The sequence below is a fragment of the Mesorhizobium kowhaii genome, from assembly GCF_003253745.1.
Taxonomy (GTDB): Bacteria; Pseudomonadota; Alphaproteobacteria; order Rhizobiales; family Rhizobiaceae; genus Mesorhizobium; species Mesorhizobium kowhaii.
Window position 1 is genome coordinate 152,905 of record NZ_MZXV01000070.1, and the last position, 15,771, is coordinate 168,675.

Here is a 15,771-nt window from a genome sequence, read left to right on the forward strand (position 1 = left end):
CGAACGATGTTGCCCAAATGTTTTGCGCGAGATCTTCATGACCCGGCTCTGCGCATCGTGAGGGCAATGGCAATGTACGCGCCGCCCGCGACAAGGAGGGAAATGCCGGCAATCGTGCCTGGCGTGTAAATGCTGGTGTAGGGCAACTTCAATGCGAGCGTCGCACTGGCGACCAGTGCGACCAGGCCCGAAACGCCGAACCACTGCCAACCAGCTTGCTTCCGCACCTGGACCGCGAGCGCGACTTGAAGAATGCCCTGTACAAGAAACACCAAGGCGATCACCAGAGTGATCGCGAGAGCGCCCTTCAACGGGTTAAAATATATCAGGATACCACCGACCAGCTCGACCGCGCCGGTCAACTCTTGCCAGATGAATCCGCTCCACTCCTTGACCTGCAAGGATTGAAGCATCTTCACGGCGCCCGCGAGTGCAAGAACAATTCCAAGGACAACGCTTGCCGCAAATGTAGAAACTGCGGGCAGGGCGACGGCCAGCACTCCAGCCGACACCAGGGTCATACCCAACGCTAAAAACCATCCCCATTTGGAACGCAGGGAGGCCGCTCGGTGCTGGTGATCGGTTCCGCTCGTGGATACGCCGCTCATCGTCGATCGCCTAGCCAGAATTCCTGCATGAGCGGCGCCCATTTCTGATCTCCGGAGACGCTCTCCGCTGTCAGTAGTCCACCGGATCACGGATGATCGGACAGGTCATGCAATGGCCGCCGCCACGACCGCGGCCCAGTTCCGCGCCGATGATGGTGATGACCTCGATGCCCTCTTTGCGCAGCAGCGTGTTTGTATAGGTGTTGCGGTCGTAGGCGTACACGACGCCCGGCGAGGCGCAAACGAGGTTGGCGCCGCTGTCCCACTGGGTGCGCTCGCGCATATAGGCGTTGCCGCCGGTCTCCACGACGCGCATCCGCTTGAGGCCGAGCGAGTCGCGCACCGTCTCGACGAAGGTACCCTTGTCCTTGTGCAGCTCGACGCCGCCCTTGCCGTCCGGTCGGTAGGAGAATGCCTCGATGCCATTGACGATGTCTGGGTAGAGCAGCACGCAGTCGCGGTCGGCGAAGGTGAACACCGTGTCGAGATGCATCGCCGCGCGCAACTTCGGCATCGCCGCGACGATGACGCGCTCGGCGGCGGCCTTCTCGAACAGCGCCGCCGCGAGCTGGCTGATGGCCTGACGCGAGGTGCGCTCGCTCATGCCGATCAGCACATTGCCCTTGCCGATCGGCATGACGTCGCCGCCTTCCAGCGTGGCGAGGCCCCAATCCTTGGTCGGGTCGCCCCACCACACGTTCACCTTGCCGGCGAAGTCGGGGTGGAACTTGTAGATCGAGGTGGTGAGGATGGTCTCCTCATGCCGCGCTGGCCAGTAGAGCGGGTTCTGCGTGACGCCGCCATAAATCCAGCAGGTGGTGTCGCGGGTGTAGAGCGTGTTCGGCAGCGGCGGCAGTAGATACTCGTTCACCCCGGCCGCGTCGCGGATCAGTTCGAGCTGTTCGCCGCCGATGGATTCGGGAAATTCGTGGGTCGAGAGGCCACCGATCAGCGTCTCAGCCAGATCGCGGTTGGAGAGCCCTTCCAGATAGGAGCGCACCTCGTCGACGAGACCAAGGCCGACCTGGTTCGGCACTACCTGATTGTCGAGAATCCACTTCTTCGCTTCCGGAATGGCGACAGTCTCGGCGAGCAGATTGTGCATCTCGACGACCTCGACACCGCGGTCGCGCATCTTGGTCATGAAATCAAAATGATCGCGTTTTGCGTTGTCGACCCAGAGCACATCATCAAACAGAAGCGCGTCGCAATTGCTCGGCGTGAGCCGCTGGTGAGCCCGGCCCGGAGCGCATACCATGACCTTGCGAAGCTGGCCCACTTCGGAATGCACGCCGAATTTCGTTTCCATCGCCATGGCTTGTGCCTTTCTCGTCAAGGTGTAATGGCGCCGGTCAGCAGGCCGACGAAACCGGCGAGGCCAGCGACCAAGGTGACGGCGAAGATGATTAGTTCGACCGATGTGAAGAACCGCGCGTTCTGTTCGCGCCGCGCCCAGAGGTAGAGGACGGTTCCCGGCACGAAGAGCACCGCCACCAGCAGTACGTATTTCAAGCCGGCGGCCACAAACATGATGAGCGTGTAGACGACGGCGATCCAGGCGAATAACTGGTCGCGCCCGCGCTCGCCGGGCGTGGTCTCGTACCCCTCGCCGCGGCGGGCGATCAGCACGCCATAGCCCGCGACCAGCAAGTAGGGCAGCAGCGCCGTCACGCTTGTCATGTCGAGCATGACGTTGAAGGCGTCACGCGACCAGTAGGTTGAGATGACGAATAGCGAGACGACGATATTGGTCAGCCAAAGCGCGTTGGCGGGAACCCGGTTGCCGTTCTGCGCCGCGAAAAGCTTCGGCATGTCCTGCGACTTCGCCGCGGCGAACAGCACCTCGGCGCAGATCAGCGACCAGGCGAGATAAGCGCCGAGCACTGACACCAGCACGCCGATGGAAATGAACACCGCGCCCCAATGTCCCACGACCAGTTCGAGCGCGCCGGCGAGCGAGGGCTGCTGGACTCCGGCGATGGCCGCACGCGGAGCCGTGGCGTAGGGCAGAAGGGTGATAGCTACCATCAGGCCCGTGACGCCGACAAAACCCAGAATGGTCGCGGTGCCGACATCCGAACGCTTCTCGGCGAAGCGCGAATACACGCTCGCCCCCTCGATGCCGAGGAAGACGAAAACGGTGATCAGCATGGTGTCGCGCACCTGCGCCAGCAGGGTCTTTTCCGGCATGCCCACGCCGCCGAGGAAGTTCTCGGAGAATTGCGTGTAGTTGAACGCGAACACCATGGCGAGGATCGCCACGATGATCGGTACGATCTTGGCGACCGTCACGACGCTATTGATGAAGGTGGCCTGCTCGACGCCGCGCAGGATCATGAAATGGAAGGCCCAGATGCCAACCAGCGAGACGATGATCGCGGTCGCGGTGCTGCCATCCCCAAAAAACTCCGGGAAAAAGCGCCCGAGCGTCGATCCGATCAGCACCCAGTAGAAGACGTTTCCGAGGCAGCTTCCGAGCCAATAGCCGAACGCCGAGAGGAAGCCCATATAGTCGCCGAATCCCGCCTTGGCATAGGCGAAGACGCCGGAGTCGATATCGGGTTTCTTCGCGGCCAGCGCCTGGAACACCCGGGCCAGCATGTACATGCCGGTTCCGGCTATCGCCCAGGCGATGATGGCGCCGAACGGGCCCGTCGCGGTGGCGAACCTGCCGGGCAGATTGAAGATACCGGCCCCGATCATCGATCCGACGACCATTGCGGTCAACGCGAACAAGGACAGCTTCTGCTCGGATTTACTCGTCACGTCTCTCTCCCGGTGATGGGCGACCAAGCGAGCCCGCAACCAATGGGCGAAGTAAATCTATGCTTTTGAAATGGGCGTGAAATTAGCTGGGAATCTCACGGCTTGGCACCAAGTCTCTATTTGGGACTTGTGGCGTCCCAGAGCGTCACCTTGGCTAGACTTGTCGATGACGTCGATGCAGCATCGAAACTTCATCGCCTCTCTGGCCGCGTTGGAGCGGGCGGAAGGATAGTCTGGAATGCGACTGCAAAGCCCACAGCCGGGTAAGCAAACGCCCTCCCTAGGACGCGACCATGACATCCGATACCCCGCGATCCCTTTCATTGGCCGCGCTAACTTCCATGGTGGTCGGATCAATGATCGGCGCGGGTATATTTTCACTGCCGCGCACCTTCGCCAACGCGACCGGGCCGGTTGGCGCTATCATCGCCTGGTGTATCGCCGGGGCCGGGATGTACACCCTGGCGCGAGTCTTCCAGGCACTCGCGGAGCGCAAGCCCGAACTCGATGCCGGCATCTTTGCCTACGCAAAAGCCGGTTTCGGTGACTATGCCGGGTTTCTGTCGGCCTTCGGCTACTGGCTGGTCGCCTGTATCGCCGACGTCTCTTACTGGGTCCTGATCAAATCGACGCTTGGCGCTTTCTTGCCCTTCTTCGGCAACAGCGACACGGTTCCCGCTGTCCTGGTCTCTTCGCTCGGACTCTGGCTGTTCCATTTCACGATCCTGCGCGGGATCAGAGAAGCTGCCGTCATCAACACCGTTGTCACAGTCGCGAAAGTCGTTCCTATCCTTGTCTTTATCGTGATTCTGATCAGCGCGTTCAACGCCGACTTTTTCGCCGCGAACCTCTGGGATGCGGAGCCCGTGTCGCCGGGCGGTCTCTTCCAGCAAATCCGCGCGACCATGCTGATCACCGTATTTGTTTTCATCGGAATCGAGGGCGCAAGCGTCTATTCCCGCTACGCACAAAAACGCTCGGACGTCGGCGCCGCTACGATCCTGGGTTTTGTCGGCGTGTTGTGCCTGCTGGTCCTGGTTACGCTGCTGCCTTACGCTGTGCTCGCGCGGACGGAAATCGCGGCTATGAGACAGCCATCCATGGCCTCCGTGCTGGAGTCCCTTGTCGGACCGTGGGGAGGAATTTTCGTCAGCATCGGACTGATTGTTTCGGTGCTCGGGGCCTATCTGGCCTGGTCGTTGATTTGTGTGGAGGTGTTGTTCGCAGCCGCAAAGAGCGGAGACATGCCAAAGATTTTTGCAAGCGAGAACCGCCACAAAGTGCCAGCCGCCGCCCTTTGGCTGACCAATATCGTGATTCAGTTGTTTCTGATCAGCACTCTTTTTTCGGAAGACGCATTCGTGCTGATGGTGAAGCTGAGCAGCGCTATGATCCTGGTTCCTTACTTGCTCGTTGCTGCATACGGCCTTCTTCTCGCGATGCGCCATGAGACTTACGACACCAGACCCCAGGAGCGATCTCGCGACCTGATCGTTGCCAGTATAGCAACGCTCTATGCCGCGTTCATGATCTACGCAGGCGGCCTGAAATTCCTCTTGCTGTCGTCCATCCTCTACGCACCCGGCACCTTACTTTTTGTTCAGGTCAGACGGGAGCAGAACAAGCCGGTGTTGGTCGGCGCGGAATGGATTGTCTTTGCGGCCGCAGCAGCTGGCTGCCTTTTTGGGATCTACGGCGTCGCAACGGGCCAGATCGCTATCTAGCGTCGGGAGGAACGGGATATTCGACCCGTCGAAGGCGCTCGTAAAGAGATGCTTCGTCGATCTCGCCCACCGAGACAAGCGCCATTGCACTCGCTCTCAGTTCGGCCGCGCGATGACTGCCTTTGGCAATTCCTTGCTCGCGGCAAACACGGTTATAGACCCGATTCAAAAGGATCAGGTCGCTCCGATGAGTGATTCCAAATTTGAACGTTTTGGGGTTAGCCACAGCTCACGCCCACCCGGATGGCAGCTCGGTGCAAGCCGGCCAACACTTGTGATCTTTTGTCACCGGCGGAGGCAGACTACCCTATTAAGACTGGAGTCCAGCCAGGAATGGCGTGTGACGCCCATCGAACGGGAGCGCTTCTAGCCGGAAGGACAACTTTCCGTTCGCATTGTCGAGGCGTATGCTAATCTGTTCGATGTCGTGCGTCCAAGAAAATTCGCCGTACTTAATTCGCAAAAAAAGGACGGCGCGGGTTCGCTAAGTACTTGAAAACTTTGGCGATTCCGACAGGAATCGAACCTGTGACGTTCAGATTAGGGATCAGAGGGTGGGGGTGCTTATTTGGAGCTCTTACCCAGTTCGCCACCGAATACGAGAACATACGAGGGATATGGCTGGGCGAACCACCCACTAACTGATTGTTTTTGTTGAAAAGACGACGTCCCTCCGGGCCCGCCGTGACCATTGATTTTGCAACTAAAAAATGCGCTAGTTAGAGCGGTGTCGGTACTTTTTGAGACGGCTTGGGCACGCCGTCGAACGCCGTAAAGTGCAAAAAATCGCCGATTGGTCCCGATAGTTGGTGAAACCTCAAAATATTTTTTGCGGCGATTTTCCCTTTAAAATCAAGAGCGTAATTTTTTGACGGCCCATGGGTCGGCGTTGTGCGTCACAAATAAGAAAAAACCCAGCTAGATCAATGATCTAGCTGGGTTAGATACAATCGAGTGGGAGTAGGGGAGGCTACTGCGTAGAAACGGCCGCCCCGTCGGCCATTTCCTCGCTCCTTCCTGACCGTTCGGGTGATCTGACATGCTGCGGCGTACAATGGCGTGCGAATCGGCGGGTCTGGCTCGCGCCCATGACAAAGGCTGAGGTGTCGAAAGACGGGCGTCCGCTCAGGGGGCAAGCGGCAACCGAGGCCGATCAACTTGAGCATAAACCACTGTCATTCGGCTGCCTTCTTCTGCAGCCTCTCGAAGACAAGCAGCTTGCCCATGTGCACGCTGTCTTCGAGTGGGCCCGCCTTCGCCAGATGCAATGCAATCGCACTGGCCAGCATGCAACCCGTCCCGCGCATCGATGTGGCAAGGCGCGGCATGTCGAAGCGGATCGGTGCTTGATCGAAGCGCAACAGAATATCGGTTGATCGAGGTCCCGATGCGTGGCCGCCCTTGATCAGCAGGGCCTGCGCTTCGGCGGCCAGCAATCCCTAGCCTTGCCATACTGCGCCGTCCTCATCCACCGCCAGTTCTGAGCCAACAAGGAGCGCCAGTTCGATGAGATTGGGTGTGACGAGACGGCAAAGCGGCATCAGATTGCGCTTCATGACGGCGATGGCGCCTGCTTCTAGCAGAGCCCGGCCTGAAGTGGAGGCCAGTACGGGGTCGAGCACTGCCGGCACGTGCGGATTTTCGCGCAGCACGGCGGCAACGGCAGCGATGATCTCAGCCGTTGGCCAGCGCTACTTTGTCAAGCGCATTCGGCCTGCGGCGGTGATCGGCGGCCAATCAAACCCAGGGAAGCGCGCGAGCAAAGATCGAGAACAAATTACGTCCCGGAGGCCAAGGCAAGAATGGCCAAAGTTGCATTCGCCCCGTCAAGGATGGAGAAACTGTATCGCCCTTGCGCGTCGAGATCGACCGAGTAACTCAGGCGGTCGCGGATGTGGTTGTCCTGGTCGAACGTGACGATCCGCAGCTTCAGCGAGGTGATATGCACTTCGTCCAGGTAGATCGAGTTGCAGACAATGATCTGGTCGTCTGTCTGGCAGGTGCGGGCCGCCGCACCATTGAGGATGCAGCACCGTGAGCCGCGCCCGCCCAGAATGACATAGGTCGAAATCCGAGCGCCGGAATTCTTGTTCCATATCTCCACGAATTCCATCGGCAGGATCCCGCGCCTGCGGGCGAGAGGATATCGCTGCCGCAGCCGTGCAGGATGCGTCTTCTCTGCCTCTCGGTCTGCAATCTGTGGTGAGATTGTACACAAAATATCAAAACTGTGTTGACAATCTTGCGCTAGAGGTTTCCCTTAGGGCATCCGCGCAGCCAAAGAGCAAAACACAAAGCGCGATAACCAGAAGGGGAAATGCCAGAATGATCAACCGACGCTCGACTCTCAAATCGATGGTGCTTGGCGCCGTCTCCGCTCTCGCTATGGCCGCTGCGGGCATGCCGTCCGCGGAGGCCCAGAACAAGGAACTGAAGATCGGTTTCGTCGGTGTCACCAGTGGCCCCGCCGCCGCTTGGGGCACGTCGAACGTACGTTCGATGCAGACGCGTGCCGCCTGGATCAACGAGACCGGCGGCGTCAAGATTGGCGACGCCACCTACAACGTCAACATCGTTACCTTCGACGATCAGAAAGACCCCAAGCGCGCCATTGCCGGCATGGAAAAGATGGCGCAGGAGGGCATCCACTACGTGGTCGGCCCGAATGTCGATGACGGTGCTGCCGCCGTGCGCCCGGTCGCCGAGGCCAACGGCATCATCTATTTCCCTTACGCTTTCCCCAAGGCGCTTTATCAGAAGCCTGCCTCGAATGCCGTGCTCGGCATGATCGCTAACTATCAATCGGGCCCGGCGATCTACAAATACCTCAAGGAAAACAAGGGCGTGAAGACGATCGCCTTCGTTGCCGCCAATGAATCGGATCCGTTGAGCCAGCGTGACGGCGGCGTTGAGGCAGCCAAGGCGCTCGGCCTCAAGATTGTCGCCCAGAACGACACTTACCAGAACGATACGCGCGACTTCACGCCGGTGCTCACGCCGATCGTTGCGCTGAAGCCCGATCTGCTCGTGCTGTCAGGCGTCGCGCCGGCCAATGCGCCGCTGCTCATCCGCGCCGCCCGCGAGCTCGGCTTCGAAGGCCTGATCTCGACCGAAACGGCACAGGACGCAAAGGTTCTCGAGGAGGGCGCCGGCGAATACGCCAACGGCTTCATCTCGGTTGGCGGTGCCTCCACGCCCGAGATCGCCTCGGACGCGATGAAGGAATTCGTCGCCCGTTACACCAAGATGTTCGGTGAGTACAATGACGAGTCCAACACCAAGGTCTATGCGCTCGAGTACATCATCGACACGCTGAAGGCCAATCCGGCGGCGATCGACAATGTCGATGAATTCAAGAAGACCATGGACACCTTCTCGGCGCCCAACCCCTACCTGAAGGGCGATGCCAAGCTGAGCTATGTCGGCACGACCTCCTTCGGCCAGAAGCGCCAGCTCGCGGTGCCGATGGTGGTCAACGAGTACAAGGACGGTGCCTTCCAGACCCTGTTCGTCGGCACGGTCGATTAGGGTTAGCTTGCGGTTTCTTCCTCCCGCGTTGCCGGGGACCCGGAACATTCTCCGGGTCCCTCGGAAGATTGAAGGCGTCCATGGAACAGGTCATCGCAAATGGATTCTACCTCGGCGCCCAATATGCGCTGATCGCATTGGGGCTCACCCTGATCTTCGCCCTGATGAACGTGCTGAACTTTGCCCACGGGCAGATGTACGTGCTGGGCGGCTTCATCAGCTACACCGTCTACGGGCAGCTCGGACTGCCCTTCGTTCTGGCGCTGCTGGCTTCGGGCGTCACCCTTGCGGTCATCGGAGCGCTCATGGAGAAGTTTCTTTTCCGGACCGTCATCAAGCGCAGCCTCCGAGAGGAAAGCACCATGCTGCTGGCGGCGGCGACGGCGTTTTTCTTCGACGCCGTCATCCTGCTCATCTTCGGTGAAAAGCAGCGCGGCGTACCCAAGATCGTCAAGGGCGTCTTCAACGATGGCGGCATCATCATGCCCTATGACCGTATGCTCGTCGGCGTGCTCGCACTGGTCTTCATCGCCGCCTTCGTCCTTTACATGCAGTACAGCAGGGTAGGGCGAGCCATGCGGGCGCTGGCCCAGGATCGGGTTGCTGCCCAGTTGATGGGCGTCAAGGTCGATCGCTACACGATGATCGGCTTCGCCATGGGTGCCATGCTCGCCGGCATCGTCGGTGGCCTCCTGGTCACCATCACCGGTGTCAATTCCGGCATAGGCGGGCCGATCTCGATCAAGGCCTTTATGATGGTGATGATCGGCGGCGCCGGCGTCGTCGGCGGCGCGATCGCCGGCGGCTTCATCCTCGGCATGATGGAGTCCGTCGGCCTCACTGTGCTGCGCGAATATGGCGACGTCACCTACCTCGTCATCTTCGCGGCGCTGATGGTGTTCCTTTCGATCCGCCCCAATGGGCTGATGGGCAAGCCGTGGGGTTGATGTGCGATGACGCATAACATGAAAATTGCTTCAGTCGCCGCCTTTTTGGCGATCGTCTTCATCGCCGTGCCGGTTCTGATCTCCGCCAGCGGTCGGACCGACCTCTACTACACGCTCACCTCGGTGGCTCTGCTCAGCATTGCCAGTGCCGGCGTGTGGCTCACCTTCTATATCGGCCGGATCAATATCGGTCAGGGCGCCTACGCACTGATGGGGGGCTACGTCTCGGCCATACTCGTGGTGACCTACGGTTGGTCGTTCTGGCTGACGCTGCCGGCCGCCGGCCTGTTCTGCGCGGCGGCGAGCGTCGCTATCGGCCTTCCGATCCTTCGGCTGCGCGGCGTCTATTTCGCCATGGTGACACTGGTGCTGACTGAGGTCGCGCGGCTTCTGGCGCTGGCGCTGCCGGTCACCAACGGCGCCAAGGGGATGGTCAGCATCCCGCTGCCCGGGGCGCTGTCGGTCTTCGGCCTCATCATCATTCCGGATTTCGCCACGTTGCATAATTCCCGGCTTGCCTTCTACCTGCTGGCGGCCGCGCTCATGGTGGCTTGCTTCGCGGTGGTGTACCGGCTGGTTCATTCACGCATTGGCAAGCTATGCCAGTCACTCCAGCAGAATGAGGAGCTGGCCTCGTCGATCGGCGTCAACATCGCCTATCTGCGCGTCATCGCCTATGCCGTCTCGTCCTTCTTCGGCGGCGTCGCCGGAGCGATCTTCGCCGCCATCTCGCAATCGATCTATCCGTCCAGCTTCACGGTCACCGACTCTGTCAACTTCATGCTGAACTGCTTCCTCGGAGGGCTCGGCTATGTTTTCGGTCCGATGCTGGGCACGCTGGTGCTCTATTTCGGCTGGGACCTGCTGTTCCAGACCGGCCAGTTCCAGCTGCTGATCTACTCGACCTTGATGATCGTGCTGATGCTGTTCCTGCCCAACGGCTTGCTGAGCCTTGCCGCCACGACCCGGAAGAAGGGCTGAGCCATGGCCGATCTGCTCGAAGTCTCGGCCCTGACGAAGCGCTTTGGCGGTCTCGTCGCGGTCAACAACGTCTCCTTCTCGGTGCGCGAGAAGGAGATACTGTCGGTTATCGGCCCCAACGGCGCCGGCAAATCGACGCTGTTCAAGCTGATCTCGTCCTTCCTCAGGCCGACATCGGGCCAGGTGCGCTTGAAGGGCGAGCGCATCTCCGATCTGGCGCCGCACATCGCGGCACGCAAGGGCGTCGTCCGGACGTTTCAGGAAACGACGATCTTCAAGAACATGAGCGTGCGCGAAAACGTCATCATCGCTCACCATCTGCGCTCCACGGCGAGCCTGATTGGCTTCTTCCTCGGCACCGGCACGGCCAAGGCCGACGAGGCGGCCTTCGGCGCCTCGGCCGACGACATTCTTGAGCTGCTCGGCCTATCGTCGCTCGCCGGTGAAATCGCCCGAAACTTGCCGCATGGTCACTTGCGGGCCCTTGGCATTGCCATCGGTCTCGCCACGAACCCGTCGATCCTGCTGCTGGACGAGCCTTTCGCCGGAATGAATCACGACGAGACGATGAGAATGGTGGCGATGGTCAAACGGTTGCGCGAGCTTGGCCTCACCATCCTTCTGGTCGAGCACGACATGCCTGCCGTCATGAAGATTTCCGACCGCATCGTCGTCTTGAATTTCGGCGAGAAGATCGCCGAGGGAACGCCGGCGCAAATCCAGAACAACGACAAAGTGATCGAGGCCTATCTCGGCAGCGAAGACGAGGCGATCGGCCTATGAACCAGATCCTGAAATTCGCTAATGTCGAACTCTATTACGATCACGTCTATGCGCTGAAAGGCGTGTCGGTTGAGGTCAACGAGGGCGAGACCGTTGCGTTGATCGGCGCCAACGGTGCTGGCAAATCGTCGATCCTTCGCGCCATCACCGGGCTGCGCAAAATCAAGTCCGGCGAGATCCATTACCATGGCCAGCGCATCGATGGCGCTGCTCCCGATGACGTGGTCAAGATGGGCATCTCCATGGTTCCAGAGGGGCGCCGTGTCTTCCCTTACATGTCGGTCCGGGACAATCTCCTGATGGGCGCCTTCACCCGCTCCGACAAGGCCGAGATTGCCAACTCGCTGGAGATGGTGCTCGGCCGTTTTCCTCGCCTCAAGGAGCGATATTCGCAAGCCGCCGGAACGATGAGCGGCGGCGAGCAGCAGATGCTGGTTATCGGCCGAGCGTTGATGGCCAAGCCACGCCTGCTGCTGCTCGATGAGCCGTCACTGGGCGTCGCACCGAAGCTTGTCCAGGACATTGCCCGCTCGATCGTGGCAATCAATCGCGACGAAAAGGTCAGCGTTCTCCTGGTCGAGCAGAATTCCCGCATGGCGTTGCGCATTTCGCAGCGTGCCTATGCGCTGACCACCGGCAGCGTCGCCCTTAGTGGGAATTCCGCCGATTTGCTGACCGACGAACGAGTCAAGCGTCTTTATCTTGGCGGCGAGGTCTGAGGCTTATCGCATGCGCATACTTGTCATAAATCCCAACACCACCGCATCGATGACCGCCAAGATCGGCAAGGCGGCAATGAGCGTCGCCTCCGCAGAAACGGAGATCATTTCGGTCAACCCCGGTGATGGTCCGCCGAGCATCGAAGGCTATTTCGACGAGGCCTTCGCCGTTCCGGGTATCATCGCCGAAATGAGCAAGGCAGCGGCCATCGATGCCTATGTGATTGCCTGTTTCGACGATACCGGGCTGGACGCGGCACGTTGCGCCACCGAGGCTCCGGTCATCGGTATCGGCGAGGCCGCCTTCCACCTAGCCAGCCTTGTTGCAGGCAAGTTCAGTGTTGTGACGACGCTCGCCCGCTCCGTTCCGGCGATCGAGCACAATTTGGTGAAATACGGCCTCGCGTCGCGCTGCGCCAAAGTCAGGTCGTCGGAGGTTGCCGTGCTCGATCTCGAACTACCGGGCTCGAACGCCAGGCGCAGAATCTCGGACGAGATCGCGCGCGCCATCGCTGAGGACAGGGCGGAGGCGATCGTTCTCGGCTGCGCCGGCATGGCCGATCTGGCAAGCAGCCTGTCGCAGGAACACGGCGTTCCCGTACTCGACGGTGTCGCCTGCGCGGTGACGTTGGCAGAGAGCCTGTTCAGAGTCGGTTTGAGGACGTCGAAGGTCGGCGGATACGCTGCTCCCCGCAGCAAACGGTTTTCGGGGATCTATGAATCGCTGTCTCCGGCCGGAGCTGCCGCAGCGGTTATATCACCGACCTAGAACGCGCTTGGCCTTACGAATTGAGATCCTGTGTCCCGGGATTGACCGCCGCGCAAGCGATACTAGATTGCATCGACCGTTAAGCGGTTTGGGATAGATCAGGCGGTGTTGTGCCTGCGCGTTGAAAAGCATGTTGACAGTGCTCAGAGAAGAGGATCGTGACGAAAAACCGGCAACCCGCTGGTCGCCGATCTACTTTGGTCTGAGAGATGCCATCGTCAGTCATCGTCTCGCCCCTGGCACCAAGCTGCCGGAAGATGAGTTGGCGACGATCTATTCGGTGAGCCGCACCGTCATTCGTGCTGCCCTGCAAGCTCTGGCCCATGACCGGTTGGCGCGGCTGGAGCCGAACCGCGGTGCTTTCGTGGCACAGCCGTCGAAAATTGAAGCCCGCGAGGTGTTCGAGGCACGGGCGCTGATCGAACCCAAGGTGGCTTGGCTCGCCGCCAGCGCGGCGGTACCAAGCGACATTGCATGGTTGCGGCAGCATCTCGAGAAGGAGCATGAAGCACTTCACGCTGGCCGGGACAGCGAGGCGATCATGCTGTCGGCACGTTTCCACGTTGGCATCGCTGAGATCGCTGCACATTCGGTGTTCACCAAATTCGTTCGCGACCTTGTCTCGCATTCTTCCCTCATCATCGCGCTTTATTGGAAACGGCGCGACGCGACCTGTGAGAAACACGCCCATCACGCGCTGGTCGATGCAATCGAAGCAGGGCGTAGTTCCCAAGCGGCCGAGCTGATGACCAGTCATCTGGTCGACCTCCTGTCGGGGCTCGACCTCACAGACAAGATAGAAAAGTCTGACAATCTCTCCGACTTGCTTCGTCCGTAGAGCGGGAGAGCACTCAGCGCTGCTGTACGCGAGCAGCCGTGGTTGCCGGCACTGCCTGGATTATGGTCTCTCGAGTTTCGGCGCTTGATGCGATGGGAGCGGCGCTCGAGGAACGGATCGAACGAAGCGGGTGGCAAGCGGCCCTGCGCCTTGCAGTCCGGCTGGCTGTTGGCCAACGAATTGGCCAGGTTCGACCGACGGGATCGGGCAGCGCGCGTTGTCGCGGGCAGTCGCTACTCAAAGGTCTGGAACAGACAATTCGCGACCCGCATTCGCACTGCCGCTGTGTTGGCACGCATCGCCGCCCTCCCTCAATCCACTGCGGTCATGAAGGCTTTCGACCTGTCGCGCTACGGCGCTCCACCAGATCAATTGACGGACGAGATCGATAGCAATCTGTACGAGGTAGCCCAGATGGCAGATAGTGGTCAGTAGGCGTGCCGCCCAAGTGACCTGAACCGCCGGGTCGAGGCGGCTGACATGAGCTGACAGAGTCCAGGCCATGGCTGCCATGAACCATCGCGTCGTCACCGTGTTCGGTGGAACCGGGTTTCTCGGCCGCAGCGTTGTTCGGCATCTCCGTAATGGCGGTTTTTTCGTTCGGATTGCATCAAGACATCCGGAACGGGCCGAGAAGTTGTTTGGTTCTGATGATCGGCAACTTCAATCGGTCGAAGCCGATATCGATGATGAGCGGGCGATCGCCGATGCACTTGCCGGTGCTTTCGGTGTTGTAAATGCGGTCAGTCTCTATGTCGAACGGGGACAGGAGACCTTTCATTCCGTGCATGTCGAGTCGGCCCGGCGGGTTGCGGCTCAAGCACACCGAGCTGGCGTTGAACGGCTCGCTCACGTTTCAGGAATCGGCTCGGATGTTGCCTCGCCGTCGCTCTACATCCGCAAGCGTGGCGAAGGCGAACAGGCGGTGCGTGCCGCGTTTGCTGACGCCATCATCATCCGCCCGGCGGTGATGTTCGGACCGGATGACGCGTTTCTCACGATTATCCTCAAACTTCTCCGCCGGCTTCCAATCTATCCGATGTTCGGTCGCGGCCTGACGAGATTGCAGCCGGCCTATGTGGGCGATGTGGCAGAGGCGACCGCAAGAGTGCTGCAGGGGACGGAACCGCATGCGATCACGTATGAGTGCGGCGGCCCTCGCGTCTACTCTTACGAGGAATTTCTCAGAGCCGTTGCACACCAAGCCGGTCTTAGACCCATACTGGTCCCAATCCCATTTGCCGCTTGGCACGCACTGGCTTGGTTCGCCGAAATGCTCCCGAGCCCGCCCGTCACTCGGAATCAGGTGGAACTGATGCAGGTCGACAACGTGTCATCGCCGCAGATGCCCGGATTTGAAGAACTTGGCATTTCGCCGCACCCGCTCGAGGAAATACTCCAGGAGATGTTGCGTAATCCCTGATCAACGACCTTCTTCCGTACTCAGGCGCCGCGATTGAGTGTCCGAAATCGCGCTAACCGGCCAATCGTGAAAGCGAGCTTTTGGACCCCGTTCCGGCCGTTTGGTGCCGGGTGCCTCTCTACGAACCGGCGATGAGGTTGATCTTCGCGGCCATGATGAAGTCGTTCTCGTGCAATCCCTTGATCTTGTGTGTCTGCAGCGAGACTGCCGCATAACCCCAGCCGAAACAGATGTCGGGATGATGCCGTTCTTCTTCCGCCAATAGAGCAACTTTGTCGACGAAGCTGAGCGATTGACGGAAGTCCGCGAATTTGAATTTGCGGCGCAGCAGGCACCCCTCCTCCAGTTCCCAGCCAGGGGTCTGGGACAGATAGCCCTCGGCTGCCTCCTGCGTTAGCGGCGCGACGCCACCGCGGCAGGGCGTACAGGTTTTCTGAGCAATACCATCGGTCATGACAACCTCCCTTCGTGCTCGTTCCGGGTGTAGCGATCGCGTTTTTCACCTCGCCCGGTATTTGCTCGCATAGTGCTTGGCAAGAACCTTGCGAATCTGCTCGGCAAGGCGCTTGTTGCCGGTCGTCGCCCGCACCTTGTCATCGCCTTTTTGCAGCTTCGGCAGATCGGCGCCCGGGCCTCGTTTCGTTGATTTGCGCATCGCAATAGATCAACGCCGTGACGGACAACC

Annotated in this window: 14 protein-coding genes and 2 pseudogenes; 9 read left to right on the top strand and 7 right to left on the bottom strand. The window is 60.1% G+C overall.

All coding sequences use genetic code 11. The features are described from left to right. Window positions 1–35 precede the first annotated feature (35 nt). From B5V02_RS31715 to B5V02_RS31725, 3 genes are all read right to left on the bottom strand, one after another. The gene (locus B5V02_RS31715; RefSeq protein ID WP_245446328.1) at window positions 36–608 is read right to left on the bottom strand and encodes an HdeD family acid-resistance protein; all 573 of its coding nucleotides are present in this window, start codon (window positions 606–608) and stop codon (window positions 36–38) included. Window positions 609–678: 70 nt separating this feature from the next. Further along, on the bottom strand, window positions 679–1,917 hold the full coding sequence (locus B5V02_RS31720; RefSeq protein WP_167458760.1) for an arginine deiminase: 1,239 nt from the start codon (window positions 1,915–1,917) through the stop codon (window positions 679–681). 23 nt (window positions 1,918–1,940) lie between these two features. Then, window positions 1,941–3,374 (bottom strand): basic amino acid/polyamine antiporter, encoded by a 1,434-nt coding sequence (locus B5V02_RS31725; protein ID WP_111547943.1) that lies wholly within the window; start codon window positions 3,372–3,374, stop codon window positions 1,941–1,943. A 293-nt stretch (window positions 3,375–3,667) separates the two neighbouring features. On the opposite strand from B5V02_RS31725, the gene B5V02_RS31730 reads away from it, so the two are divergent. Next, window positions 3,668–5,098: a basic amino acid/polyamine antiporter gene (locus B5V02_RS31730; protein ID WP_111547944.1), complete on the top strand. Its 1,431-nt coding sequence runs from the start codon at window positions 3,668–3,670 to the stop codon at window positions 5,096–5,098. Between the two features lie 1,175 nt (window positions 5,099–6,273). On the opposite strand, the pseudogene B5V02_RS31735 reads toward B5V02_RS31730, so the two are convergent. Together B5V02_RS31735 and B5V02_RS31740 are read right to left on the bottom strand one after the other, a co-directional pair. Continuing rightward, window positions 6,274–6,771, bottom strand: a pseudogene (locus tag B5V02_RS31735) (bifunctional hydroxymethylpyrimidine kinase/phosphomethylpyrimidine kinase). A gap of 104 nt (window positions 6,772–6,875) precedes the next feature. Further along, window positions 6,876–7,223, bottom strand: a pseudogene (locus B5V02_RS31740) (aspartate 1-decarboxylase); the annotation flags it as partial. Window positions 7,224–7,423: 200 nt separating this feature from the next. Between B5V02_RS31740 and B5V02_RS31745 the strand changes: the two are divergent. From B5V02_RS31745 to B5V02_RS31785, 8 genes are all read left to right on the top strand, one after another. Then, entirely contained in the window at window positions 7,424–8,626 is a 1,203-nt protein-coding gene (locus tag B5V02_RS31745; RefSeq protein ID WP_111547945.1) for an ABC transporter substrate-binding protein, read from the top strand. A gap of 80 nt (window positions 8,627–8,706) precedes the next feature. Further along, window positions 8,707–9,573 (top strand): branched-chain amino acid ABC transporter permease, encoded by an 867-nt coding sequence (locus B5V02_RS31750; RefSeq protein WP_111547946.1) that lies wholly within the window; start codon window positions 8,707–8,709, stop codon window positions 9,571–9,573. Window positions 9,574–9,591: 18 nt separating this feature from the next. Beyond that, entirely contained in the window at window positions 9,592–10,554 is a 963-nt protein-coding gene (locus B5V02_RS31755) for a branched-chain amino acid ABC transporter permease (protein ID WP_245446329.1), read from the top strand. A gap of 3 nt (window positions 10,555–10,557) precedes the next feature. Next, entirely contained in the window at window positions 10,558–11,337 is a 780-nt protein-coding gene (locus tag B5V02_RS31760; protein ID WP_111547948.1) for an ABC transporter ATP-binding protein, read from the top strand. Next, complete coding sequence (locus B5V02_RS31765; protein ID WP_111547949.1) at window positions 11,334–12,056, top strand: ABC transporter ATP-binding protein; 723 nt, start codon at window positions 11,334–11,336, stop codon at window positions 12,054–12,056. The genes B5V02_RS31760 and B5V02_RS31765 overlap by 4 nt, the downstream gene beginning before the upstream one ends. 10 nt (window positions 12,057–12,066) lie before the next feature. Beyond that, window positions 12,067–12,825, top strand: coding sequence for an aspartate/glutamate racemase family protein (locus B5V02_RS31770; protein ID WP_111547950.1), 759 nt, complete (start codon window positions 12,067–12,069; stop codon window positions 12,823–12,825). A gap of 130 nt (window positions 12,826–12,955) precedes the next feature. Further along, window positions 12,956–13,663, top strand: coding sequence for a GntR family transcriptional regulator (locus B5V02_RS31775; RefSeq protein ID WP_111548061.1), 708 nt, complete (start codon window positions 12,956–12,958; stop codon window positions 13,661–13,663). A gap of 502 nt (window positions 13,664–14,165) precedes the next feature. After that, window positions 14,166–15,086, top strand: coding sequence for a complex I NDUFA9 subunit family protein (locus B5V02_RS31785; protein ID WP_111547952.1), 921 nt, complete (start codon window positions 14,166–14,168; stop codon window positions 15,084–15,086). A 118-nt stretch (window positions 15,087–15,204) separates the two neighbouring features. On the opposite strand, the gene B5V02_RS31790 is transcribed toward B5V02_RS31785, so the two are convergent. Together B5V02_RS31790 and B5V02_RS40905 are read right to left on the bottom strand one after the other, a co-directional pair. After that, complete coding sequence (locus B5V02_RS31790) at window positions 15,205–15,540, bottom strand: 4a-hydroxytetrahydrobiopterin dehydratase (protein WP_111547953.1); 336 nt, start codon at window positions 15,538–15,540, stop codon at window positions 15,205–15,207. A gap of 45 nt (window positions 15,541–15,585) precedes the next feature. Continuing rightward, complete coding sequence (locus B5V02_RS40905; protein WP_167458750.1) at window positions 15,586–15,741, bottom strand: hypothetical protein; 156 nt, start codon at window positions 15,739–15,741, stop codon at window positions 15,586–15,588. Between the last annotated feature and the right edge of the window lie 30 nt (window positions 15,742–15,771).

Excerpts from the sequence above, each read along its gene's own strand:
- B5V02_RS31715 (WP_245446328.1), bottom strand. The coding sequence starts at position 608 with ATGAGCGGCGTATCCACGAGCGGAACCGATCACCAGCACCGAGCGGCC.
- B5V02_RS31720 (WP_167458760.1), bottom strand. The coding sequence starts at position 1,917 with ATGGAAACGAAATTCGGCGTGCATTCCGAAGTGGGCCAGCTTCGCAAG.
- B5V02_RS31730 (WP_111547944.1), top strand. The coding sequence starts at position 3,668 with ATGACATCCGATACCCCGCGATCCCTTTCATTGGCCGCGCTAACTTCC.
- B5V02_RS31745 (WP_111547945.1), top strand. The coding sequence starts at position 7,424 with ATGATCAACCGACGCTCGACTCTCAAATCGATGGTGCTTGGCGCCGTC.
- B5V02_RS31750 (WP_111547946.1), top strand. The coding sequence starts at position 8,707 with ATGGAACAGGTCATCGCAAATGGATTCTACCTCGGCGCCCAATATGCG.
- B5V02_RS31755 (WP_245446329.1), top strand. The coding sequence starts at position 9,592 with ATGAAAATTGCTTCAGTCGCCGCCTTTTTGGCGATCGTCTTCATCGCC.
- B5V02_RS31760 (WP_111547948.1), top strand. The coding sequence starts at position 10,558 with ATGGCCGATCTGCTCGAAGTCTCGGCCCTGACGAAGCGCTTTGGCGGT.
- B5V02_RS31765 (WP_111547949.1), top strand. The coding sequence starts at position 11,334 with ATGAACCAGATCCTGAAATTCGCTAATGTCGAACTCTATTACGATCAC.
- B5V02_RS31770 (WP_111547950.1), top strand. The coding sequence starts at position 12,067 with ATGCGCATACTTGTCATAAATCCCAACACCACCGCATCGATGACCGCC.
- B5V02_RS31775 (WP_111548061.1), top strand. The coding sequence starts at position 12,956 with ATGTTGACAGTGCTCAGAGAAGAGGATCGTGACGAAAAACCGGCAACC.
- B5V02_RS31785 (WP_111547952.1), top strand. The coding sequence starts at position 14,166 with ATGGCTGCCATGAACCATCGCGTCGTCACCGTGTTCGGTGGAACCGGG.
- B5V02_RS31790 (WP_111547953.1), bottom strand. The coding sequence starts at position 15,540 with ATGACCGATGGTATTGCTCAGAAAACCTGTACGCCCTGCCGCGGTGGC.
- B5V02_RS40905 (WP_167458750.1), bottom strand. The coding sequence starts at position 15,741 with ATGCGCAAATCAACGAAACGAGGCCCGGGCGCCGATCTGCCGAAGCTG.